Origin of the sequence: Eikenella halliae, assembly GCF_001648475.1 — a bacterium.
GTDB lineage: Bacteria > Pseudomonadota > Gammaproteobacteria > Burkholderiales > Neisseriaceae > Eikenella > Eikenella halliae.
In genome coordinates this window covers 78,132-100,332 of the sequence record NZ_LXSQ01000016.1, presented here as the reverse complement: position 1 = coordinate 100,332, position 22,201 = coordinate 78,132, and the positions used below count along the sequence as shown (strand labels likewise).

Annotated in this window: 18 protein-coding genes, 1 tRNA gene and 1 pseudogene; 8 read left to right on the top strand and 12 right to left on the bottom strand. The window is 57.8% G+C overall.

All coding sequences use genetic code 11. The features are described from left to right. Positions 1–350: 350 nt before the first annotated feature. The 3 genes from A7Q00_RS06665 to glmM form a co-directional block, all read right to left on the bottom strand. The gene (locus tag A7Q00_RS06665) at positions 351–1,979 is read right to left on the bottom strand and encodes an FAD-dependent oxidoreductase (RefSeq protein ID WP_064089811.1); all 1,629 of its coding nucleotides are present in this window, start codon (positions 1,977–1,979) and stop codon (positions 351–353) included. 115 nt (positions 1,980–2,094) lie between these two features. Then, positions 2,095–2,775: a DedA family protein gene (locus A7Q00_RS06660; RefSeq protein ID WP_064089810.1), complete on the bottom strand. Its 681-nt coding sequence runs from the start codon at positions 2,773–2,775 to the stop codon at positions 2,095–2,097. Positions 2,776–2,802: 27 nt separating this feature from the next. Further along, complete coding sequence (gene glmM, locus A7Q00_RS06655; protein WP_064089809.1) at positions 2,803–4,134, bottom strand: phosphoglucosamine mutase; 1,332 nt, start codon at positions 4,132–4,134, stop codon at positions 2,803–2,805. Positions 4,135–4,530: 396 nt separating this feature from the next. On the opposite strand from glmM, the gene A7Q00_RS06650 reads away from it, so the two are divergent. Beyond that, a complete protein-coding gene (locus A7Q00_RS06650) occupies positions 4,531–5,061 on the top strand; it encodes an inorganic diphosphatase (protein ID WP_003824323.1) in 531 nt (176 codons plus the stop codon). A 125-nt stretch (positions 5,062–5,186) separates the two neighbouring features. On the opposite strand, the gene A7Q00_RS06645 is transcribed toward A7Q00_RS06650, so the two are convergent. The 6 genes from A7Q00_RS06645 to A7Q00_RS06620 form a co-directional block, all read right to left on the bottom strand. Next, positions 5,187–5,849 carry an esterase/lipase family protein gene (locus A7Q00_RS06645; protein ID WP_064089808.1) on the bottom strand — a complete coding sequence of 221 codons (663 nt, stop codon included), beginning with the start codon at positions 5,847–5,849 and terminating at the stop codon, positions 5,187–5,189. A 4-nt stretch (positions 5,850–5,853) separates the two neighbouring features. Beyond that, entirely contained in the window at positions 5,854–6,210 is a 357-nt protein-coding gene (locus A7Q00_RS06640; protein WP_023887131.1) for a SpoIIAA family protein, read from the bottom strand. 422 nt (positions 6,211–6,632) lie between these two features. Then, positions 6,633–7,253: an ATP-dependent Clp endopeptidase proteolytic subunit ClpP gene (clpP, locus tag A7Q00_RS06635; protein ID WP_064089807.1), complete on the bottom strand. Its 621-nt coding sequence runs from the start codon at positions 7,251–7,253 to the stop codon at positions 6,633–6,635. Between the two features lie 200 nt (positions 7,254–7,453). Next, positions 7,454–8,758 (bottom strand): trigger factor, encoded by a 1,305-nt coding sequence (gene tig / locus A7Q00_RS06630; RefSeq protein WP_064089806.1) that lies wholly within the window; start codon positions 8,756–8,758, stop codon positions 7,454–7,456. A 519-nt stretch (positions 8,759–9,277) separates the two neighbouring features. Next, positions 9,278–10,915 (bottom strand): SulP family inorganic anion transporter, encoded by a 1,638-nt coding sequence (locus A7Q00_RS06625; protein ID WP_064089805.1) that lies wholly within the window; start codon positions 10,913–10,915, stop codon positions 9,278–9,280. Positions 10,916–11,315: 400 nt separating this feature from the next. After that, positions 11,316–12,569 (bottom strand): M48 family metallopeptidase, encoded by a 1,254-nt coding sequence (locus A7Q00_RS06620; RefSeq protein WP_064089804.1) that lies wholly within the window; start codon positions 12,567–12,569, stop codon positions 11,316–11,318. Between the two features lie 56 nt (positions 12,570–12,625). Here A7Q00_RS06620 and A7Q00_RS13495 point away from each other — a divergent pair, with 56 nt between their 5' ends. Further along, positions 12,626–12,826: a hypothetical protein gene (locus A7Q00_RS13495; protein WP_156503764.1), complete on the top strand. Its 201-nt coding sequence runs from the start codon at positions 12,626–12,628 to the stop codon at positions 12,824–12,826. Positions 12,827–13,120: 294 nt separating this feature from the next. On the opposite strand, the gene A7Q00_RS06615 is transcribed toward A7Q00_RS13495, so the two are convergent. Next, positions 13,121–14,236 carry a phospholipase A gene (locus tag A7Q00_RS06615; protein ID WP_064089803.1) on the bottom strand — a complete coding sequence of 372 codons (1,116 nt, stop codon included), beginning with the start codon at positions 14,234–14,236 and terminating at the stop codon, positions 13,121–13,123. Positions 14,237–14,339: 103 nt separating this feature from the next. Further along, positions 14,340–15,140, bottom strand: coding sequence for a BUD32 family EKC/KEOPS complex subunit (locus tag A7Q00_RS06610; RefSeq protein ID WP_082887776.1), 801 nt, complete (start codon positions 15,138–15,140; stop codon positions 14,340–14,342). Positions 15,141–15,237: 97 nt separating this feature from the next. Here A7Q00_RS06610 and A7Q00_RS06605 point away from each other — a divergent pair, with 97 nt between their 5' ends. The 3 genes and pseudogenes from A7Q00_RS06605 to A7Q00_RS13490 form a co-directional block, all read left to right on the top strand. Continuing rightward, a complete protein-coding gene (locus A7Q00_RS06605) occupies positions 15,238–17,097 on the top strand; it encodes a histidine kinase (protein WP_064089802.1) in 1,860 nt (619 codons plus the stop codon). A 127-nt stretch (positions 17,098–17,224) separates the two neighbouring features. Then, on the top strand, positions 17,225–17,872 hold the full coding sequence (locus A7Q00_RS06600; RefSeq protein ID WP_064089801.1) for a response regulator: 648 nt from the start codon (positions 17,225–17,227) through the stop codon (positions 17,870–17,872). Positions 17,873–18,105: 233 nt separating this feature from the next. Further along, positions 18,106–18,212, top strand: a pseudogene (locus A7Q00_RS13490) (IS5/IS1182 family transposase); the annotation flags it as partial. A gap of 31 nt (positions 18,213–18,243) precedes the next feature. Here A7Q00_RS13490 and A7Q00_RS06595 read toward each other — a convergent pair. Then, positions 18,244–19,005, bottom strand: a complete 762-nt coding sequence (locus tag A7Q00_RS06595; protein WP_064089823.1) for a HesA/MoeB/ThiF family protein — start codon at positions 19,003–19,005, stop codon at positions 18,244–18,246. Between the two features lie 91 nt (positions 19,006–19,096). Between A7Q00_RS06595 and A7Q00_RS06590 the strand changes: the two genes are divergently transcribed. From A7Q00_RS06590 to A7Q00_RS06575, 3 genes are all read left to right on the top strand, one after another. Then, positions 19,097–19,660 (top strand): riboflavin biosynthesis intermediates N-glycosidase, encoded by a 564-nt coding sequence (locus A7Q00_RS06590; protein ID WP_064089800.1) that lies wholly within the window; start codon positions 19,097–19,099, stop codon positions 19,658–19,660. 310 nt (positions 19,661–19,970) lie between these two features. Beyond that, positions 19,971–20,044: transfer RNA gene (locus tag A7Q00_RS06580), tRNA-Gly, on the top strand. Positions 20,045–20,323: 279 nt separating this feature from the next. Next, positions 20,324–21,664, top strand: a complete 1,341-nt coding sequence (locus A7Q00_RS06575; RefSeq protein ID WP_064089798.1) for an anaerobic C4-dicarboxylate transporter — start codon at positions 20,324–20,326, stop codon at positions 21,662–21,664. The last annotated feature ends 537 nt before the right edge of the window (positions 21,665–22,201 follow it).

Genomic DNA, 22,201 nt, shown 5'->3' with positions numbered 1-22,201 from the left:
GCGGATTATACGACAAACCAATTTAAACCTTCACGGCCTCCTTGGGTTGCCCTGCCGGATTGCCGTACCGCCTGCGGCGCTTGGTATTGAAAGCCGGTTCGGCTGGCTATATCGGCATAAACAACGTGCGTCATCACCCGGCTGTAATGTCTGGTTGGGATAATCTGGCTGTCGAAATATGGCGAAAATAATGCGCCCTCCTGCGGCATGGGTTTGCTGTGCCGTACCGTTTGTGTTGTCGGCAGCTTATTGCCTGGTATGAAGGAGTTATGATTCCGGCCATATGGCTGAAAAGGCTACCTGAAAAATTTCAGGTAGCCTTTTCATGCCGGTTGGTTGGGCTATCGACATTAGCGCGACAGGATTTTCCCGGCGGCTTCCACGCCCCAGTAAACGGCTTCTTCCATCACGGAGTAGCTGCTCAGGTCGCTGTGGGCGAAGGTGAGGCGGGAATGGTGTTGGCGCAGTTGGAGCAGGGATGGCCGGTTCAGGTAGCCGGGGGTGGGCACGCTCATGCCGTGGCCGCGGATGCCGATGTCTACAGAGGAAACGTGTTGCCAGAAGCGGCTGCCGTAGATTGGGACGAGGTCTTGGGCGGCGTGGGCGAGCAGTTCTTCTTCGCCTGCTTTGAGCAGCCAGCGGCGGATGTTTTGCGGGCTGTCGTGGTTGAGGGCGGTGTAGGCGGTGAAGATGGTGTGTTCGGGTTTGGCGGTGCGGATGAGCTGGTTGGTGGATACAACGTAGCCGAGGCCTTGGGTGCCGTGCACTACGTTGTCCCACGCCAATTCGCTGCGTTGCGCTTCGCGGGGGAAGCCGTTGAGCTCGAAATTGCTCACCAGCCAGGGGGCGTAGGCGGGCAGGTCGGGCGAGAAGCCGTAGCGCTGGGGCTGGGCGATGATGCGGGCGGCAATCATCAGGGGCATGGCGCAGATAACGTTTTGGGCGCGGATGAGGGCGGTGCGGCCGCTTTGGTTGTGGCGCAGGATAACGGCAACGTCTTCATCGGTTTCGCTGATTTGCAGGGCGGAGGCGTTGATGGCGGTGGGCAGGGGGAAGGTGAGCTCGGCGGTTTCAGGTAGCCTGTCGATGTTTTGCAGGCGGATATGGCGGCGGATGGCTTCGGAAAGGTGGGCGAGGCCTTCGGGCCAGGTGAGCACGGCTTCGTTGGTGTGGCCGCGGGCGGCGAAGTAGTGCAGGCCGGCGAAGGCGGATACTTGGGCGATGCCTTGGCCGTAGTCGTCGCGGCAGCAGTAGTCGAGATACCAGAGCAGGCTGGGGGAGCGGTAGTTTTCTTTTTCGAGCCAGGCGGCGAAGGTGGTTTGGTCGAGGCGGCGCCATGCTTCGTCGGCGGAGGAGTGGGCGATGGGGATGGCGAAGATTTTGCGCCCGTCGCGGCCGCGTGCGCGGCGCAGGGTTTCGATGAGGGCGTGGAAGCGGCGGCTGTCGGCATCTTCTTGCGGCAGCAGGGAATCTTGCCAGCGGTTTTGGTAATACAGGCGCTCGGCGGGGGCGTAAACCAAATCGGTTTCGCGATACAGGGGCTCGGGCCGGTCGATGCCGTCGAGTAGGATGCCGAGGTCGGATAAGAGTTGGCGCACATACACGCTTTCTTGCGAGGGCAGGGCTAAATAGTGCGCGCCGGAGGGGGCGGAGAGGCTACCTGAAACATAGGCGGCATTGTTGCCGTTGCGCTCGATGCCTTCAGCGAGGAGGAAGTTGCGATGGCCGTGTTTGGCTAGATGCCAGGCGGCGGAGAGGGCGGCGGCGCCGCTGCCGAGGATGAGGGTGTGGCAGCGGTGTTCGGATTGGGGGGTAAGGGAAACTTGGCCGTTGCGCAGCTTGTGGCCGAAGGGCAGGCCGATGCGGCGGATGTGCACGGGGGGCAGGCGGTGGAGGTATTGATGGCCTAGGCGGGAGGCTGCGGCTGCGGCGGTAAGGGCGGCGGCGCTGCCGAGCAGTTGGCGGCGGGTAAGTTTCATGTTTCAGGTAGCCTTGGGGGGGTAGGCCGGTGGCGGGCAGAAGTCTGATGGTTTATATGTTTTCAGGTAGCCTTTATCCATTAGGGCTACCTGAAAAACAAGATGCGGTGCAATGCTATTCGGCAGATTGATTTTGCCGTTGGCTGCGTTCGGCTTGCCGTTCTTGGCGCATTTCCTGCAGCTTGGCGTGGAAAAATTGGCGGCGGCGGCGTTTGCGCTGCCAGAAGTAGAACAACACCAGTGCGCCGATGCCGATGATTGCGTAGAGGATGTGCTGGAACTGGTGGGCTTTCATGAGCAGCCAGTCTTTGTTTGCGGCGCCGTAGTGGCCGAGATACACCCAGGCGGGCACGGAAATCAGGGAGGCGAGGCCGTCCATAATCAGCCAGCGCCAAAAGGAAATCCGGCCGCTCATGCCGGCGGTGATGAAGATGGGGGTGCGCAGGCCGGGCAGGAAACGCGCCACAAACAATACCCAGCTGCCGTGTTTGTCGAACTTTTCCTGCACCTGAAGATAGCGGTGCGGCGGCATCAGGCGGTTGACGAAGCGGGCTTTGAGGATGCGGTCGCCGTAGAAATGGCCGAGCAGGAACATCATGCCGTCGCCGGTGAGCACGCCGATCATGCCCACCACCACCATGATGTGCGCGTTGCTGTGGCCGAGGCCGGAAATCACGCCGCCGGCAATCAGGGTGATGTCTTCGGGGATGGGGATGCCGAAACCGCAGGCAACCAGCACCACGAATACGGCGGCGTAGCCGTATTGGGTGAACAGGGCTTCTAGAATATCCAGCATGGTTGTGGGTGTTCCTGTGAGTTGCTGTTATTTTTGACGGATGCTGGCGGCAATGCGTTCGGCGCAGTGCTGCGCGAGCTTGGTGTCGCGCGCTTCCACCATCACGCGCACCACGGGCTCGGTGCCGGAGGCGCGCAATACCACGCGGCCGTGTCCGGCCAGTTCGGCTTCCACGGCCTTCAGCTCGGCGGCGGAGGCGGTTTGCCAATCCTGCCCTTTGTTGATGCGCACGTTAATCATGGTTTGCGGGAAAGGCAGCCAATCTACGGCTGCGGCCAAATCCTGATCCAGCGTTTGCAGCGCGGCCAGCACTTGCAGGGCGGCAATGGTGCCGTCGCCGGTGTTGTGTTTGTCGAGGCAGAGTATGTGGCCGCTGGCTTCGCCGCCCAGCTGCCAGCCGCGTTGGTGCAGCTGTTCCAGCACATAGCGGTCGCCCACTTTGGCGCGGCAGAATTCGATCTTGAGCTGCGCCAAGGCCAGCTCCATCGCCATATTGGTCATCACTGTGCCGACTACGCCGCCAACCAGCGAACCGGCTTTATGGCGGGCGCGGGCAATCACGTAAATCAGCGAATCGCCGTCGTACACTTTGCCTTGTTTGTCCACCATCATCAGGCGGTCGCCGTCGCCATCGAGCGCAATGCCGTAGTCGGCTTCGTTTTGCAGCACGGCGGCTTGCAGGGTTTTGGTATAGGTGGCGCCGCATTTATGGTTGATATTGAAACCGTTGGGCTGATTGCCGATTTCGATCACGTCTGCACCCAGCTCGTGGAACACTTTGGGTGCTACGTGATAACCGGCGCCGTTGGCGGTGTCCACCACCAGCTTCAGCCCGCGTAAGTCCATATTGGCGGGGAAGGTGGATTTGCAAAATTCGATGTAGCGGTCGTCTGCACCGCTCACACGTTTGGCACGGCCGAGGTGGTCTGAGGAAACGGTGTGCATTTCCTGTTCCAGCTGCTGCTCAATTTCCTGCTCGATTTCATCAGATAGCTTCATGCCGTCTTCGGTGAAGAATTTGATGCCGTTATCGGCATAGTGGTTGTGGGAGGCGGAAATCATCACGCCGGCAGAAAGGCGCAGCGCGCGGGTTAGATAGGCCACGCCAGGGGTGGGCAGCGGGCCGGTTTGGATAACATTCACGCCGGCAGCGGTAAAACCGGCCACCAGCGCGGTTTCCAGCATATAGCCGGAGATGCGGGTATCTTTGCCGATGAGCACGGTGGGTTTGATTTCATCGTCGTGCTGGGTCAGCACTTGGCCGGCGGCATAGGCCAGCTTCAATACGAAATCGGGCGTAATCGGAAATTTGCCCACTTCGCCGCGCACACCATCCGTGCCGAAATATTTTTTTGCCATCGTGAAATCCTTTGTAGTAGCCGCTTGCAGGCCGAATGAGCGAATTGTAAAGCAGCACTCATTCTTATGCCAGCATTGCGGCGGTTAAATCGGGCAAACCTGCGGGGGAAAAGGCGTTTGAGTGGCGGCAATCAGTAGGCGGCAAAGTATTCGGCAATGAAGTTTATATCCAGCCCAAAGGCTACCTGAAAAATTAGAGCGGCGCAGAAACTCGCGCTACATTTTGATTCGTTGAAGTTTTGCTTTCAGGTAGCCTTTACCTGAATGGTGCATGTGTGACAGCGAAGCAGGTGAAGGCGGGATTATTGTCCGTTTGGAACGGCTATATATAGATTATGCCAGCGATGGCCGCTATAATCAGGCTTTTCAAACCGTTCAAACACAGAAGGAAAAGCCATGGCAGACTTCAATAAAATTCTCGACGCTGGCGATGTAGACGGCGGCATCATCAACGTAGTGGTGGAAATTCCGCAAGGCTCCAACCAGAAAATCGAATGGGACCGCAAAATCGGCGCAATGAAACTCGACCGCATCGAGCCGCAGATTTTCGCCAAACCCACCAACTACGGCTTTATCCCGCAAACCCTCGATGAAGACGGCGACGAACTCGATGCCCTGATTATTACCGATCTGCCGCTGCCCACCGGCATCTACATGGAAGCCAGAGTGATCGGCGTGATGAAATTCGTGGACGACGGCGAAGTGGACGACAAAGTAGTGGTGGTGCCTGCCGACGACCGCCACAACGGTAATGCCATCAAGACTTTGGCCGATTTGCCGCCGCAGCTGATCAAGCAAATCGAATTCCACTTCAACCACTACAAAGACCTGAAAAAACCCGGCAGCACCAAGGTCGGCCACTGGGGCGACATTGAAGAAGCCAAAGCCGTTATCCGCGAATCACAGGCCCGTTGGAAAGCGCAGTAACCTTGTGCTAGCAGTTGGCTGAATAGACTACCTGAAAAGTAGAAACCCGTTGTTCTGAATAAGAGAACAGCGGGTTTTGGTTTTTCAGGTAGCCTGATTGGGGTTGGAGCCCGGCCGGTGTTGGCTTAAGGTTTGTTGTGCTCTTCCAATTCGTGCTCAAAGCAGCCGTGGCGCAGGAAGTGGGCGGTTTGCCGGGCGACGGTGGGGTCGGTGAGCATGGCGGAGTGGTTGACGGGTAGGATGAGGTAGTCGCGGCAGTTGCCGGGGTGGGTTTCGGAGAGGAGGACGGTACCATCCCCTTCGCCTTGCAAGCCGACGATTTGGCCGACACCTAAGTGGTGGTTGCCGGCGATGCAGCCGAGTTCGAGCTGGGGCGGCCAGGGAGGGAGATTGCCGTCTAGGCCGTTCTGGTAGGCGCCGCCGATAAGTGCAGGGGCGTAGCGGTGCAGCCGGTTGGCGGTTTCGCTGCCGAGATGCGGGGTGGCGAGGGTAACACTGCGGCCGCGCACCAGTTCAGGGTAGTCGGCGGCGAAACGGCGCAACACGAGGCCGCCGAGGCTGTGGCAGATGAAGTGCAGCGGTTCTTTGTGCTGTTGGTAGTGGCGGCGGACGGCTTCGGCGAGGCGGCGGCTGTGTTGGGGCAGGGTTTGGGCGATGCTGTAGTAGCCGAAGCAGCGGCTGTGGATATTATGGCGGCGCAGTTGCCAGGCAAGCGGGAGCATCACCCAGGCGTGCATATGGATGCCGTGCAGCAGGAGGGCGCGCAGCGGGGTTTGTGGCTGGCTCATGGTGTTAGCGGCTGCCGTCGGCAAGTAGCCATTTCTGGGCCTCGGCGGCATCGTTGAAATATTTGGGATGCTGGCGGGTGAGCAGGCTGGAAATGTGGGCGGAGAGGCGTATCCAGAGGTCGTTGGTAACGATGGCAATGCGGCCGAAGTCGTTGTCGTGGTTGTTCAGGAAACGCAGTTGTTCGGCGGCCATGTCGATGGTGTAGTCGCGCAACAGGGATAGGTCGAGGAGGATGTCGGGGCGGTGTACGCGTTGGAGGCACTCGAGGATGGCGGCTTCGAGGGTTTTGAAGTCTTCAAGGGTGAATTCGTTGTAGAGGGCAACGTTGAGGCCGTAGTTTTGCTGGCGGATGGAAATCATGGCAGAACTCCTGTTGAGATGGGTTTCCCGCGAGGGGGGGTGGGAGTGATACCGGCACGCTGAGGGTGCTTACTGATTATAGTGAAATTGCCGGCAAACTGCTATGGCATGGGTTTGTATAGTGAATTAACAAAAACCAGTACAGCGTTGCCTCGCTTTGCCGTACTATCTGTACTGTCTGCGGCTCGTCGCCTTGCCCTGATTTTTGTTAATTCACTATATTGCCGCAATGAATGCGTTGTATGCGGACGGCAAAAAGGCTACCTGAAAATCTACTCGGTTTGTTTTCAGGTAGCCTTTCATAGTAAGCCAACTTAATTTTCGCTACAGCATTGGTTCGCCTTGCCGTACTTCTGTACTGTTTGCGGCTCACCGCCTTGTAGCGGAAAGTTAATTTAACTTGCTATAGATTAAGCCATTGGTTATTTGATGTCGCTGCGGCTGGACAACACTTGGTCGATGAGGCCGTAGGCTTGGGCTTCTTCGGCCGACATGAAGTTGTCGCGGTCGGTGTCGCGTTCGAGTTCGTCCAGCGTGCGGCCGCAGTGTTCGGCCAGCAGGCGGTTGAGCGTGGCTTTCAGTTTGAGCAGCTCTTTGGCGTGGATTTCGATATCGGAAGCCTGGCCGCCCAAGCCGCCGCTGATGAGCGGCTGGTGAATCATCACGCGGCTGTTGGGCAGGGCGAAGCGTTTGCCTTTGGCGCCGGCGGAAAGCAGGAAGGCGCCCATGCTGGCGGCTTGGCCGAGGCACAGGGTGGACACGTCGGGCTTGATGAAGTTCATGGTGTCGTAGATCGACATGCCGGCGGTAACGGAGCCGCCGGGGCTGTTGATGTAGAGGAAAATATCTTTATCGGGGTTTTCGCTTTCCAAAAACAGCAGCTGCGCCACCACCAGGTTGGCCGTTTGGTCGTTTACCGGGCCCACCAGGAAGATAATGCGCTCTTTCAAGAGGCGGGAATAAATATCGAAGGCGCGCTCGCCCCGGCCGCTCTGTTCGATAACGGTGGGCACCAGATAGTTGTTTTCGATTGTGGGGTTCATGGGGTTTCCTCGCGTTTGTATAGTGAATTAACAAAAACCAGTACAGCGTTGCCTCGCCTTGCCGTACTATCTGTACTGTCTGCGGCTCGTCGCCTTGTCCTGATTTTTGTTAATTCACTATATGGGATAATTTGGGCAAAAAGCACCTCGGCGGATACGGCCTTGGTGCTTTGTTTGCAACGAATTTCAGGTAGCCTGAATTACTGCTGACCCATCACTTCGTCGAAGCTCAGTTTTTTCTCGTTCACCTTAGCCTGGCCGAGCACATAATCCACCACGTTGGCTTCCACGGCCATGGAAATCGGGCCTTCCAGGCGGCTACGGTCGGCAAAGTACCAATCCACCACTTCCTGCGGATCTTCGTAGCTTTCGGAGAAGGTTTGCACCACGGCTTTAACCTGGTCGTCGGTCGGCTGCAGGTTGTGCTTGCCCACCAGGTCGGCCAAAATCAGGCCCAGTGCCACGCGGCGTTCGGCCTGCTCGGTAAACAGGCTGTCGGACAAATCCACGTCTTCCGGCTTCATGCCTTGGCTCACCAGGTTTTGGCGGGCGCTCTCGGCCATGCGGGCGGTTTCTTCGCGCACCAGGGTTTTCGGCAGTTCGACGGGGGTAACGTCCAGCAGGGCTTTCATCACGTTGTCTTTGGTTTGCGCTTCCACGCGGCGGGTTACTTCGCGCTCGATGTTTTTCTTCACTTCTTCGCGCATTTTGGCTACGTCGCCGTCTTGGATGCCCAAGGCTTTGGCGAATTGCTCGTCCACTTCCGGCAGCACGGGTTCGGCCACGTTGCGCAGGGTGATGGCGAATACGGCGGTTTTACCGGCCACTTCTTTGCCGTGGTAGTCGGCAGGGAAGTTGACGCTCACGTCTTTGGTTTCGCCTTCTTTCATGCCTTGGATGCCGGATTCAAATTCGGGCAGCATCTGGCCTTGGCCGAGGATGAAGGGGTAGTTTTGTGCGGAGCCGCCTTCGAAGGGGATGCCGTCGATGGTGCCGGCAAAGTCGATGATTACGCGGTCGCCGTCTTTGGCTTCGCGTTCCACGCGGTTGAAGCGGGTGCGCTGGCGGCGCAGGATGTCGATGGTTTTTTCCACTTCTTCATCGCCCACTTCGCACACCACTTTTTCAATTTCCTGGTCGGCCAGGCTGCCCACGGTGATTTCGGGGAACACTTCGAAACGGGCGTTTACTTTGAATACTTTTTCGTCGTCTTGCGCTTCAACGGCATCAAAAGCGAGCAGACCGGCGAGGCGGATGTCTTCGGCATCCACGATTTCGCCGAATTTGCGGCGCAGGCTGTCGTTTAAAACTTCATCGCGGATGCCCGCGCCATACATGGATTCGATCATGCGCAGCGGGGCTTTGCCGGGGCGGAAGCCGTCCACGCGGGCACGTTTTTGAGTGGCCTGCAGGCGTTTTTGCACGGCTGCTTCGATGTCGGCCCAGGGCAGTTCCAGTTGCAGGCTGCGTTCGAGACCTTCCAGTTTTTCAATAGTTACGCTCATTCGTAAGACCTTGTTTTGGTGTTAATCAAGCCGGCAGGCGGCTGCCTGCCCGGAAAAGTTTGCACTTGGCCGGCGTGTTTTTCCGCACCGGCCGTAAACGAAAGGCGCAAGTGTATCATAACTTGATGGCGCAGGCAGTATTCGGCTGAGGAATTTATGCGGCAAAACGGGTTTCAGGTAGCCTTTTTAGCGAGGGCGTGAGGCTGGTGGGAAATGGGTGGGTGCTAAAAGCGTAGGCTACCTGAAAACAGAGTTTGAGTTTCAGGTAGCCTTTATAGTGAATTAAATTTAAACCAGTACAGCGTTGGCTCGCCTTGCCGTACTATTTGTACTGTCTGCGGCTCGCCGCCTTGTCCTGATTTAAATTTAATTCACTATAATTTGGGCAGATTTGGTTTGAGGCTTGGCCGCTAACATGATGGAGTTGCTTTATTTTCAGGTAGCCTTACAGGGGTGCGGCAGGCTAGCTGAAAATGTAGCAGCAATTTTTGCTTTTCAGCTAGCCTGTTTGGTATTCCATCAACTTGCCGCTCCAGCCTTACTTTCCGCGCGCAGCATGGCGGCAGCGTCGTCGAATTCGCGGATGAAGTTGCCTTCGCCGAGCAGGGTAACGATGCCGCTGCGCTCCAGGCCGGTGCGTACTTGCTCATTGGCGCCGGTAACGATAACGCGGATACCGCGTTTTTGCAGGCCGCTGATAACGCGTTCTAGGGTGAGGATGCCGGTAATGTCGATATAGGGCACCCAGCGCATCCGCAGCACCACGGCGCGCGGCTGGGTGTTGATATCGGCCAGCGTGGTTTCGAATTTTTCCATCGCGCCGAAGAAGAAGGGGCCGTTCACGATAAACATCAGCACATTATCCGGCAGAGCGGCGGCATCGCGGCTGTGTTCTTCCTTGCGCACTTCCACCGCTTTGGCCATCTGGCCGATAAAGTGCAGGGTGGACACAATCACGCCGATGTTTACCGCCACCACCAAATCCACCAAGATGGTGAGGAAAAAAGTGATGAAAAACAACACGACGGCAGCACGCGGGGCGCGGCGTAGGATGCGGATACAGCGTTTGGACTCGCTCATGTTCCAGGCTACCTGAAACAGGATGGCGGCCAACGCAGCTAACGGGATATCGGCAGCCAAAGGCGCGGCTGCCAGCAGGATCAGCGCCAGCGTGAGGGCGTGCACCACACCGGCCAGCGGGCTGTTGCCGCTCTGGCGGATATTGGTGGCGGTGCGGGCGATGGCGCCGGTGGCGGCGAACCCGCCGAAAAACGGCGTGATGATGTTGGCCAGCCCCTGCCCCACCAGCTCCTGATTGGCGCTGTGGCGCGTACCGGCCATGCCGTCGGCCACCACGGCGGAGAGTAGCGATTCGATCGCGCCGAGCATGGCAACGGTGAAGGCGGGCAGAATGAGCTGGGCGGTTTGCGCGGCGGAAAAGGCGGGCAGGGAAAAATGTGGCAGGGCGCGCGGAATAGCGCCGTAGGCCGAGCCGACGGTGGCCACGCCCTCGAAGCGGAACAGGCTTTGCAGCACGGTGGCGCACAGCAGCACCCACATCGGCGAAGGCAGGCGGCGCAGCAGCGGCACTTTGGGCATCAACAGCAGCAGCGCGAGCGAAAACAGCCCCAATGCGGCGGTGGCCGGATGCAGGTTCGGCAGGCTGTGCAGCAGCGACCACAGCTGTTGGTGGAAATGCTCGCCGCCGGCTTTGGGCAGGCCGAAAAACGCCGCCCACTGCCCCACGAAAATCACTACGCCGATGCCGGCAGTAAAACCCATAATCACCGGCATGGCGATGAAGCGGATCATGCCGCCGAAGCGGAACAAGCCCATAAACAACAATATGATGCCGGCAAGGAGAGTGGCGATTTGCAGGCCGTCGAAGCCGAATTTGGCGGTGATGCCGGAGAGGATGGCGATAAACGCGCCGGTGGGGCCGGCAATCTGCACGCGCGAGCCGCCGGCCACGGCCACAATCACGCTGGCCACGATGGCGGTGTAAATCCCCTGCTCGGGTTTCACGCCGGTGGCGATGGCGAAGGCTATGGAAAGCGGCAGCGCCACCACGCCCACGATAATGCCTGCCACAATATTGTTCGCCCAATGGGCGCGGCCGAGCAAACCGGCGCGGCTGGCTTCCGTCCAAGCAATCATGTTTGATTCCGTGTGATTCTGTAAAAAAATGTGAATTGTACGCTGGTGGGGTGGGAATGACAAAGGCTGCCTGATAATTCAGGTAGCCTTTGTTTGAACGGGATTGAATGGTAAAGGCGATGCTGAAGTCATTAAATAGATAGGGTGTTTGCGTAGGTAACGGGTTGCCTGAGTGAGGTGCCGATACGGAAAGGCTACCTGAAACGTTAGCTGCGCAGAAACTCACGTGGTTTGTTTTAGCAGCGCTGAAGGTGGCGCTTTCAGGTAGCCTTTATCTTGCTATAGTGAATTAACAAAAACCAGTACAGCGTTGGCTCGCCTTGCCGTAACGTGTGTACTGTCTGCGGCTCGCCGCCTTGTCCTGATTTAAATTTAATTCACTATACGTCAGTCGAGGCTTTCAGCTAGCTTGCCCGCCCTGCCGCAGGGCGGCGATACGTTCGCGGGCGTTGGGGTGACTGTCGTACCAGCGGGCATACCAGCGGTCGTTCACCAGGCTGGCGGCGTTGCTGCGGTAGAGTTTGATTAGCGCGGAAATCAGGTCTTCGGCATGGGTGTGCGCGGCGGCGAAGCGGTCGGCTTCGAATTCGTTGCGGCGTGAGGAAAAGCTGCCCAGCGGGGCGAAGGGGAAGGAGAGCACGGGCAGCACCAGCATCATCAACAGCAGCGCCATGGCGTGGCTGGGGTAGGCCACGCCCAAACCGTGATACACGGCGGCGAAGTGGATGATTTGCCCGAGCGCAAACAATACTAAGAGCGCGAGCAGGAAGCGCACGGCGATTTGTTTCACGATGTGGCGGTGTTTGAAATGCCCCAGTTCGTGCGCCAACACGGCTTCCACTTCTTGCGGCTGCATACCTTTGAGCAGGGTGTCGAAAAACACGATGCGTTTGTTTTGGCCGAGGCCGGTGAAATAGGCGTTGGCGTGGCCGCTACGCTTGCTGCCATCCATCACGAAAATGCCGTTGCTGGCAAAGCCGGTGCGCGTGAGCAGGTTGGTGATGCGCTGTTGTAAGTCTTCATCGGCCAGCGGTTCGAAGCGGTTGAACAGCGGGGCAATCCATTTGGGAAACGCCCACAGCATCAGCAGCGAGAAACCGAGCCACAACAGCCACACCCACAGCCACCATGCATTTCCGGCCGCGCCCATCAGATAAATCACGGCATACAGAAGCGGAATACCGATGGCCGCGCCCAGCAGCAGGCCTTTGATTTGGTCGGTAAAAAAAGTGCCCAAGGTCATGTTGTTGAAGCCGAATGCGGCTTCGAGCTGGAAGCTGCGGTAGAGCGCGAAGGGCAGGGACAACAGGCTGCCAGCCAGCGAAAACAGTACTATCAACAGCACGCCTTGGTTCAGTGGCGAGGCGGTGAGGCGGTTGGCCGTTTCTGCCAGCAGGTTCAGCCCGCCGCCGAGGGTAAACATCAGCAGCAGCAAGGTTTCATACAGAATATGCCAACGCGAAAACCGCTGTTTGGCCAGCGCGTAGTCGGCGGCTTTTTGGTGCTCTTCCAGCGAAATCACGTCTTTAAAATCGCGCGGCACGCGGCCCCGGTGCAGCAGCACGGCACGGCTCTGGCGCAAAGAGAGCAGCAGTTGCAGCAGGGTGGAAAAGGCGGTGAAGCCGAGAAAGAGGTAAAACACGGTGGCGGACATGGGTTGCTCTGAATAAAAAACGGGCGGCAGTATAGTGCGATTTGGGGCGCTGGGCTATGGCGTCGGTTTGGTTTGCTGCAGCGGATAGGGAATATGCGGTTGGTGTTGATTTGGAGGCAAGTGTTTGTTTGGCTGATTCATATTTGAATGCGCCAAGCAGCGGGAAGATTTATGCGGTGAAGTGGGCAAAAAAAGCGGCGCATATTGAAAAATATGCGCCAAATCTACAAAGGAGAAATAGAGGAGAAACTTGTTAAGCAGTCATCCCTGACTACCTAACGGGGCGAATTATAGGGCTGTTCGAGAGGGAAGGCAAGGCTAATGCTATGATTTAACCTGCTTTTTCCTGATTGTAAGTAAATGTGAATGCGAAAAGCTAGCGGTATGAAACTAAAATAAAAATTAAATATACTGATTTGCTCGGAATTCAGGCTGGATATGGGTTTGAGAGGGGTATTGGCATTTTATGGCTGTTTGTGCACTAAATCATGCAATAAATTTTCAGGTAGCCTGTTTGGATAAAAAGGCTACCTGAAAAATAAGCGTGCGGTTTAGAAACCGTCCCAATCGTTTAGCAGTACGCCCAAGCCGATGCTGTTGTGTTTGTGGTTGTAGTCGAGCAGGCTTTCGCCGTAGCCGTGGAAGGCCTGCACGTAGCCCTTGAGCCGGCCGGCGATGGGGAAGGTGTAGTTTAGCTGCAGCCCGCCTTTGCCGCTGGCGGGATTGTAGCGGGCGAGGGCGCCGAGGCTTTGGCGGTCGTTGAAGCGGTAGTACAGTTGCAAATCGCCGTAGCCCATGTAGCGGTTGATGTCGGAGTTGTCGTCGTCACTGCTTTTTTCGGGGATGCGCCACCACAGGCGTGGTACGATGGTGAGTTTGCCCCATTCCATGCCGGCCATAACATAAATGCGGTTCCAGGAGCGGGAGAGGGGGTCGCTTTGGCCGTTGGATTGGTGTACGGCGCCGATGCCGAGCATCCGCAGGCTGCCGCCGCCGGGCAGGTCGGCTTTCACCGGCTGGGTGAGGAAGAGTTCGGGCTCGTAGTCGGTGTTGCGGAAAGGGGAAGACATGGAGCCTTTATATACCTGCCAGTGGGAAACTTGGGTGTAGCCGAACCAGAGGTCGGCATTGGTGCCGAACAGGTCTTGCAGCAGCTTGGTTTTGAAGGAAACCTGCATTTTGGCTTCCACATGGTTTTGGCGCTGCTGTTCGGGGATGGCGGAAGTGTGTTCGGGGGAAGAGGGGTTGCGGTTGGGCGAGCTGTTGTACCAGCCGGGCAGGAGGTAGAGCGGGCGGTGGGCGCGCACGCTGAGGATGCCGGATTCGTGGTTGACGTCTAAATCGTAGGCGAGGCTGAGCGGGCTGAAGGCCTGCGGCTGGGTGGGGGCGGCAGGGGCTTCGGCAAGCACCACTTTGGGCGTGCTCTCGGCCCGGCTTTGCTCGATGCTTTGTTGGATATCGATGGCGGCCTTGGTTTCGTCGGGCTCGGGCAGCGGCTGGGTGGGCGGCAGCTGTGCGCCCATGCTGCGGTCGTAGCAGGCGAGGCGGGCGGCGGGGTCGCTGATTTGGGTGCAGGCCAGGGTACCGGCGGGGGCTTGGGTTTGGGCGGCGCTGTGGGCGGAAACCAACAGGGCGGCGGCGATGAGGCGGAGGCGGGATGTTTGCATGATGGTCGGGGGTGGGAAACGTAAGCTTTAAGGCTACCTGAAAAATAGCGTAGCTTTCAGGTAGCCTTCTTATTGCCGATTAAAGGCTACCTGAAAATCTGTTTCAGATTTCGCCCATGCGGTAAAACAAATCGGCCAGGGCGGCCAGGCGCAGGGTGTCGCAGCCCCAGCGTTCGGATTGGATGCGGCGCATCCACAAAATGGGGCGCACGCTGCGGCACAAGGTTCGGATTATAGCGGGATTTTGCCTTTGCAGGCAGGCTTTGCAATGTTCGGCTGCCTGATCGAGCAGTCCGCCGCGCAGGAGGATGTCGGCGGTGGATTGCAGGTAGCACAGCCAGTCGCGGCTTTGGCACTGCTGCAGGCTGAGCACGGTGGCGGGGTTGTCTTCGAAGTCGATAAAGCCGATGCCGCCGGTTTTGGTCAGCACCATATTTCGGGCGAAGGCTTGGCTGAGGAATTGGTTTTGCCGGTGTACGGCTTCGATGGCACGCAAGCCTTGCAGCCAGCCTTCAAGGCTGCCGGCTTCGGTTTGCTTTTCGATGGCGATGAGCAGGGTTTGTTCGCCCACATGGCTCATCAAGAGGGCATTTTCTTGCACGGCCAATAGTTTGGGCGCGGGAATGCCGGCTTCGGCCAGCTCGCGCAGGCGGCCGGCTTCAATGGCGATGCCGGCCTCACCGCCGGGATTGGGCACCGGGGTGAGCACGCCCAGGCGGCACACTTTGGCTAGGCCGTTGAGCAGGCTGTATCGCCAGGCGGCTTGGCGCGGGGCGGCTTTGCGCAGCCACACGGTTTCGCCGTTGTCTAAACGGTGGCGGGCGATGGTTTCGGTTTGGGCGGCGGCGAGGGCGGCCAGCTGGGCGGCGTAATTCATGGCGGTGCGGGAAAAGGAAAGCGGCATTATATAGCGAAATGGTTTGGGCGCACTGTTTTCAGGTAGCCTCTTTCGGAAAGCGACTATAATACCTGCTCGATATTGATTCATCCGATTGCCCGCCATGCCCAAACACATCGTTTCCGGCGAAACGCCGCTGTTTTCAGGTAGCCTGCCGCCGCAGAATGCATTGCGGCGCAGCCTGTCGGCGCGGCTGCTCACGGCGATTTTGCTGTGGGCGGGCGGCTTGCTGCTGTTTGTGTCGATGACGGTGGTGGCCACCTGGCGGTTGGAAGAGCGGGCGGGCGCCATCCGCCAGGCCGGACGGCTGAACGACCAAGTCCACCGCCTTACCATGGCCGCCGTCCAACATCCCGGCGCGCCTCTGCCCGTGCAGCAGGTGGCAGACACGTTCAAGGGGCTGGACAGCAGCCAGCATGCCGTGTGCTGCACCTGGTGGGACGAACCGGCCTCGCGCCAGCTCGAACAGGTGCGCCGCGACACCGAAGCCCTGCTGCAAACCGCCGCGAAATCAGACACTGCCGCCCTATTGGAGCAGGCCGAACGCCTGCACACCGGCATCGACGCCTATGCCCGGCTGCTGGAAGAGCAAAACACCCGCAGCATCGGCTGGCTGCGCAGCGGGCGCATCGGGCTGATGCTGCTGATCCTGCTTTCCGCCGCCGTCAGCTTCCGCCTGCTGCGGCAAGTGGTGTTGCGCCCGCTCGGCACGCTGTATCAAGCCATGAACCAAATCACCCACGGCCGTTTGGGCACGCGTATTGCCAGCCCGAATTCCGGCGATGAATTCGAAGCCGTGGCCGACGGCTTCAACCGCATGGCCGATAACCTGCAGGAAATGTATGCCCACCTGGAGGACAAAGTCGCCGAGAAAACCGCCGCCCTCTCGCGCCAGAAAAGCGAGTGGGAAATGCTGTATTACGTTACCTCCTACCTGCATAAGCAAAGCTTCAGCAGCGAAGTGGAACAAGCCTTTCTGGAGCGGATGCTGCGCCTTTCCCACAGCGGGGGCGGCGGCATTTTCTGGCAGGCGGAAAAAGGCTTTGCCGCCGCCTGCGCCATCGGTTTGCCGGAGGGTTTGGCCGAACGCCTGCCGCACACCCACACTGCCGAGCAGGAAAGCGAAGCGGGCAATATGGTGTGGATGCAGGGCGAGGAGGGCGATTTGGTGGCGCTGGTGCCCATTTATGCCTTGGGCGGTTTCCAAGGCTGGCTGGCGCTGTCTAAGCCGACCGTGCCGCTGCTTTCCGCGCAAAACGCCGGTTTGATGCGTTTGTTGTGCACCCAGCTGGGCATTGCCCGCGAAAACGCCGCCATGACCCTGCTCAAACAGCAAAACGCCGTGCTCGAAGAGCGCAGCCGCATCGCCCGCAGCCTGCACGATAGCTTGGCGCAGTCGCTGTCGTTCATCAATATGCGCTTTCAGATGCTCAGTAAAAACAAGCTATTGCCGGACGATAAATCCGTGCGCGACAACATCGAGATGATTCGCGACGGCATTCAATATTGCTACGAAGACGTGCGCGAACTGCTCGACCATTTCCGCGCCAAACCGCAATACGGCAACTTCGCCGAAACCGTGCGCAGCGTAATCGAGCGCAGCCGCAAGCAAGCCGGCATTCCCGTGGTGCTGCACATTAGCGGCGGCGACTGCCTGCTCAACAGCGAGCAGCAAACGCAGGCGCTGTTTATTTTGCAGGAAGCCCTGTCCAATATCCGCAAACACGCCGCCGCGCGGCAGGCCGAAGTGCTGCTGGAAAACGGCGACGGCTTCACCATGACCGTGCGCGACGACGGGCAGGGCTTCGACCCGGAAAGCCGCGCCGAAGCCGAGCCCGGCCAGCATATCGGCCTGAGCGTGATGCACGAGCGTGCGGAAAAAATCGGGGCGGAAATCAGCATCCGCTCCCGGCCCGGCAGCGGCACCGAAGTGCGCCTGCATATTCCCGGCGATTTCAGCTAGCCTGCCGCCTTTGTGCCCTGTTTGTCTGCACGGCAGGGATGGCGCGGAACAAACTGTTCGCACCATAAAGCTTTGTGTTTGATTTGCCGCAAGTTTATATATCCACACACTATTTTCAGGTAGCCCCATGACCGAATCCAACATCCGCATCCTCCTGGTAGACGACCACCCCCTGTTCAGGCGCGGGCTCAGTTTTCTGCTTGCGCAGGAATACGGTTTTGAAATTGTTGCCGAAGCCACCGACGGCCTCGAAGGCGTGAAGCTCGCCCGCTTCCACCGACCCGATTTGGTGCTGCTCGATGTGGAAATGCCGGTGATGAACGGCCCGGAAGCCCTGGCTCAAATGCTGGATTTCCAGCCCGGGCTGCCGGTGTTGATGCTCACTATTTCCGAAGATGCCGACAATTTGAAAAAGTGCCTAGAGCTGGGCGCGCGCGGCTATATTTTGAAAAACGCTGACACCGATTTCCTGGTGGGCGCCATCCGCCAAGCCGTGGCCGGACAGCAAACCGTGTCGCCCGAAATGAACAGCGCCGGGCAGAGCATTCCGCCCGAACATTCTGCCATCCTCGATTCCCTCACCCAGCGCGAGCGCGATGTGTTGCGCTACGTGGCCGGCGGCATCAGCAACAAAATGATTGCCCGGCGGATGTTTTTATCCGAAAACACGGTGAAGGCGCATATGCAGAATATCTTTCGCAAACTCAACATCGACAACCGCGTACGCGCTGCCGTGTACGCCCGCGAATTGGGCTTGGATAAGGAAGAGGAGTGATGTGGTTGGCGGTTTCAGGTAGCCTTTGGATGAGGCTACCTGAAACTGAAAGGTGGAAGGCCAGCGGCGTTTGCTGCTGTTAATGGCTGGCTGGTGTTGGGTTCCGGTATTCGGCCTACAGTGAGTTATCAGTAATCTGTAATTAGTAAAGGCTACCTGAAAAATGTTTCAGGTAGCCTTTTTGTATCTAGTTTGGGTTGAAAGCTGCAATGCAACGTTTTTGGTTGTTTGTATATAGTGAATTAAATTTAAATCAGGACAAGGCGGCGAGCCGCAGACAGTACAGATAGTACGGCAAGGCGAGGCAACGCTGTACTGGTTTAAATTTAATTCACTATACGATGCCTGCGGCTAAACCGATACGGATGCTTTCAGGTAGCCTCTTCAGCCTTTTTATGCCCGCCGCACACTTTGCAGGCGGGGTTTTGGGGGATGGCGAAATGCTGCCATTGGCCGCTGAGTGCGTTGTAGCAGCGCAAAACGCCGTTTTCGGCAGGCAGGCCGAGTAGGATTTTCAGGGCTTCGGCGGCTTGGGTGGTGCCGATGATGCCCACCAGCGGGGCGAATACGCCGAACAGGGCGCAGGCGCCGTCGTTGTCTTGTTCGCGGTCGAACAGGCAGGCATAGCAGGGCTGGCCGGGCAGGTCGGGGCGGTAGGTGGCGATTTGGCCGTCGAAGCGGGTGGCGGCGCCGGAAACCAGCGGGGTGCGGGTGGCGCAGGCGGCGGCGTTGAGGGCTTGGCGGGCGGAGAAGTTGTCGCTGCAATCGAGCGCGGCCCGGCATTGGGGCAGCAGGCGCAGCAGGGCGGCTTCATCCAGTTTGCCGTGGGTTTCGATTTGGCAGGCGGGGTTGAGCTGTTTCAGGCAGCCTGCCATGGCTTCGGTTTTGAGGCGGCCGATGTCGGCTTCGCGGTAGGCGGTTTGGCGCTGGAGGTTGGTTTCGTCAACGCAGTCGTGGTCGGCAATAATCAGCCGCCCCACGCCGGCAGCGGCCAGATAGGGCAGAGCGGCGCTGCCCAGCCCGCCGCAGCCGAGCACCAGCACGCAGGCATCCAGCAGTTTTTGCTGGCCTTCGGTGCCGATTTCGTCGAGCAGGATGTGGCGGCTGTAGCGCAGCAGTTGACGGTCGTTCATGGCGGGAATCCAGTGGTGGAAAAGGCGGAGATTATAGCGAAACGGCAGGGAGGCCGATACAATACGGCTTCCCATTTGAATGAGAATTAAGATGGATGTAATTCACGACTTGCCTTCACTACAACAGGCCTTCCGCCGCAAACAGAAGCTGAAGTTTCTCTATTTCTGGGGGCATACGCCCAGGCAGGCGGGCGTGGTGGACCAGGCGGTGTTCAGCCAGTGGTATCCTGCGCCATTCGAGCTGGCGGGCGAACGTTATGCCACGGCTGAACATTATATGATGGCGGAGAAAGCCCGCCTGTTTGGCGCGGAAGCCGTCCGCCGCCAAATCTTGGCTTCGGGTTCGCCTGGCCATGCTAAGGCGCTGGGCAGGCGGGTGGAGGGTTTTCGGGAAGATGTATGGAACGCGCAGCGGTGCGAAATCGTGCGCCGTGGCAATTTAGCGAAATTCAGCCAGCATCCGGCTTTGCGCGCCTTCCTGCTGCAAAGCGGCAGCCGTGTTTTGGCGGAGGCCAGCCAGGTGGACAAGATTTGGGGCATCGGCCTGACGGCAGACGATCCGCGTGCGGCCAACCCGTTGCAATGGCAAGGGCTGAACCTGCTGGGGTTTGCGCTGATGGCAGTGCGTGAGGAGTTGCGCGGGAAGGGCGGTTGAGGTTTTCGATAGATGACGGGAGGCCGTGCGCGCTTTAGCCGGGAAGGTTGTACGGCCGGTTGGGGGGTGACAATCCGGCTGTTTGTTGCCTGTGGCTGCAATGCAAAGGCTACCTGAAAGCGGGTTTGCGGGTTTCTGCGAAGCCGAAAATATTTCAGGTAGCCTTTGCCGTGGGCGGCCTGCTGGGGCAAATGGTGCATCCAATCAAATTGCCGCAGCCGATTATGCCTGCCTGATGTGGGGCAGCCATGCCCGGGCGCGGGCTGGCGGTTTGCCGGGAAATCCTCTATACTGCGCGCACTCCTGTTTTGCGGGTATCGTCTAATGGTAAGGCACCGGCTTCCCAAGCCGACTATGCGGGTTCGATTCCCGTTACCCGCTCCAATTTCTTTCCCATGCCGTTTTTCCCGGCATGGGATTTTTATTGGCTGATTTGTTAAGAGATGTTTGCAGATGGGTGTATGGAATGAGGAATGGATAGTTTTGCCGGACGGGGTGTGCAGGATAGGGGATGATTACGGGGAGTTGAAAATTTATTATTTAGATACACTGTATTAGATTGTATAAAGGCTACCTGAAAATAAAATCCGTTTTATTTGTGTGATAAAGTTTGGTAAACTCAGCGCCATTTTTTGCATACATAAGTTTACTTTGGAGACCATAATGAGCTTCTTTGCTCAACATGCGCAGTTTTTTATCCAGTTTGCCGTGGTGCTGTTGTGCATCCTGGCCGGCGCCCAAGTGGGCGGTATTGGCCTGGGCGTGTTCGGCGGCATCGGCTTGGCCATATTGTCGTTCGGTTTCGGCCTGGAGCCCACCAGCCCGCCGATTGATGTGATGCTGATGATTATGGCGGTAGTGTCGGCAGCGGCGGCCATGCAGGCAGCCGGCGGTTTGGACTATATGATTAAAATCGCCACCCGCGTGCTGCATAAAAACCCGAAATACATCACCTTTATCGCGCCGATGGTTACCTACACCTTCACCGTTTTGGCCGGCACGGGGCATGTGGCTTATTCCGTGCTGCCGGTGATTGCGGAAGTGAGCCGCAAAAACGGCATCCGACCGGAGCGCCCGCTCACCATGGCGGTGATTGCTTCGCAGTTTGCCATTGTGGCCAGCCCGATTGCGGCGGCGGTGGTGGCCTGCGTGAGCTACCTCGAACCGCAGCATATTACGATGGCGGACGTGCTCAAAGTGAGTGTGCCCTCCACCATCATCGGCATCGGTATCGCCTGCGTGCTGGTAAACCGGATGGGCAAAGAGCTGAAAGACGACCCGGAATACCAACGCCGCCTGCAAGACCCGGCCTACAGCAAGCTGTATGACACGGAAACCGTATCCGCCGATGCGCAAGTGAGCGGCAAGGCTAAGGTTTCGGTGGGGATTTTCCTGTTTGCCGCCATTTTGGTGGTGTTGCTCGGCGCGATGCCCTCGCTGCGCCCGGTGTTTAACGATAAGCCGATGGGTATGGCGCACACCATTGAAATCGTGATGCTTTCCGCTGCCGCGCTGATTATCCTCACCTGCAAACCGGACGGCAATGCGATTACGCAGGGCTCGGTGTTCCATGCCGGTATGCGCGCCGTGATTGCCGTGTTCGGCGTGGCCTGGCTGGGCGATACGCTGATGCACGGGCATTTGGACGAAGTGCAGCAGGCGGTATCCGGCCTGGTGCAGAGCGCGCCGTGGGCGTTTGCCTTTGCGCTGTTTGTGCTCTCCGTGCTGGTAAACAGCCAGGGCGCCACCGTCGCGACGCTGTTCCCGGTGGCCATTTCGCTGGGCGTACCCGCGCCGATTATCATCGGCACATTCGTGGCGGTGAACGGCTATTTCTTCATTCCGAACTATGGCCCGATTATTGCCGCCATCGATTTCGACAGCACGGGCACGACGAAAATCGGCAAGTTTATTTTCAACCACAGCTTTATGCTGCCCGGCCTGCTGAGCATGGGCTTCAGCTTGGCCTTTGGATTGTTGTTCTCCAAGATGTTCTTCGGCTGAACGGTTTGATGGGAATACACACGCCCGAGCTTTGGCTCGGGCGTTTTGCTTGGGGAGAGGGCTACCTGAAAGAGAAAATGGAAAGGGGTTTGGAATAAAATTTATCCTTGATACACGGGTCTATTTTTATGTGCATCAACAATACAAACCAACATATTTTTGAAACGAGCTGACCCACAGATGGCACACATGCATGGTAAGGCGAGCCAATGCCGTATTAGAAGCATGTTGATTTGCTATGAAAAAGAATAAATATATTTGATATGTATTGAAAAATTTATTTTGCCTCTTTAATAACGATCTACTGTCTTTAAAGTTATAAATTACCCTCTACCATGTAGATAGTAGTTTGTTTTTATATTATAAAAAATTCATTAAAGTAAAATATTTATAAAGTAAATGAATTTTACTTGAGAATAAAATCTGTTTTTGTGGAGAGGAATGCTGCTGCGGTGGTCAGACTGGAGTGGTGACATTGAAATTTTCATCCCGGGCTTCTCTTTTCTAAGCTTTGGAATTAAGCCGTTTGGCTGATAA

Excerpts from the sequence above, each read along its gene's own strand:
- A7Q00_RS06665 (WP_064089811.1), bottom strand. The coding sequence starts at position 1,979 with ATGAAACTTACCCGCCGCCAACTGCTCGGCAGCGCCGCCGCCCTTACC.
- A7Q00_RS06660 (WP_064089810.1), bottom strand. The coding sequence starts at position 2,775 with ATGCTGGATATTCTAGAAGCCCTGTTCACCCAATACGGCTACGCCGCC.
- glmM (WP_064089809.1), bottom strand. The coding sequence starts at position 4,134 with ATGGCAAAAAAATATTTCGGCACGGATGGTGTGCGCGGCGAAGTGGGC.
- A7Q00_RS06650 (WP_003824323.1), top strand. The coding sequence starts at position 4,531 with ATGGCAGACTTCAATAAAATTCTCGACGCTGGCGATGTAGACGGCGGC.
- A7Q00_RS06645 (WP_064089808.1), bottom strand. The coding sequence starts at position 5,849 with ATGAGCCAGCCACAAACCCCGCTGCGCGCCCTCCTGCTGCACGGCATC.
- A7Q00_RS06640 (WP_023887131.1), bottom strand. The coding sequence starts at position 6,210 with ATGATTTCCATCCGCCAGCAAAACTACGGCCTCAACGTTGCCCTCTAC.
- clpP (WP_064089807.1), bottom strand. The coding sequence starts at position 7,253 with ATGAACCCCACAATCGAAAACAACTATCTGGTGCCCACCGTTATCGAA.
- tig (WP_064089806.1), bottom strand. The coding sequence starts at position 8,758 with ATGAGCGTAACTATTGAAAAACTGGAAGGTCTCGAACGCAGCCTGCAA.
- A7Q00_RS06625 (WP_064089805.1), bottom strand. The coding sequence starts at position 10,915 with ATGATTGCTTGGACGGAAGCCAGCCGCGCCGGTTTGCTCGGCCGCGCC.
- A7Q00_RS06620 (WP_064089804.1), bottom strand. The coding sequence starts at position 12,569 with ATGTCCGCCACCGTGTTTTACCTCTTTCTCGGCTTCACCGCCTTTTCC.
- A7Q00_RS13495 (WP_156503764.1), top strand. The coding sequence starts at position 12,626 with ATGGCGTCGGTTTGGTTTGCTGCAGCGGATAGGGAATATGCGGTTGGT.
- A7Q00_RS06615 (WP_064089803.1), bottom strand. The coding sequence starts at position 14,236 with ATGCAAACATCCCGCCTCCGCCTCATCGCCGCCGCCCTGTTGGTTTCC.
- A7Q00_RS06610 (WP_082887776.1), bottom strand. The coding sequence starts at position 15,140 with ATGCCGCTTTCCTTTTCCCGCACCGCCATGAATTACGCCGCCCAGCTG.
- A7Q00_RS06605 (WP_064089802.1), top strand. The coding sequence starts at position 15,238 with ATGCCCAAACACATCGTTTCCGGCGAAACGCCGCTGTTTTCAGGTAGC.
- A7Q00_RS06600 (WP_064089801.1), top strand. The coding sequence starts at position 17,225 with ATGACCGAATCCAACATCCGCATCCTCCTGGTAGACGACCACCCCCTG.
- A7Q00_RS06595 (WP_064089823.1), bottom strand. The coding sequence starts at position 19,005 with ATGAACGACCGTCAACTGCTGCGCTACAGCCGCCACATCCTGCTCGAC.
- A7Q00_RS06590 (WP_064089800.1), top strand. The coding sequence starts at position 19,097 with ATGGATGTAATTCACGACTTGCCTTCACTACAACAGGCCTTCCGCCGC.
- A7Q00_RS06575 (WP_064089798.1), top strand. The coding sequence starts at position 20,324 with ATGAGCTTCTTTGCTCAACATGCGCAGTTTTTTATCCAGTTTGCCGTG.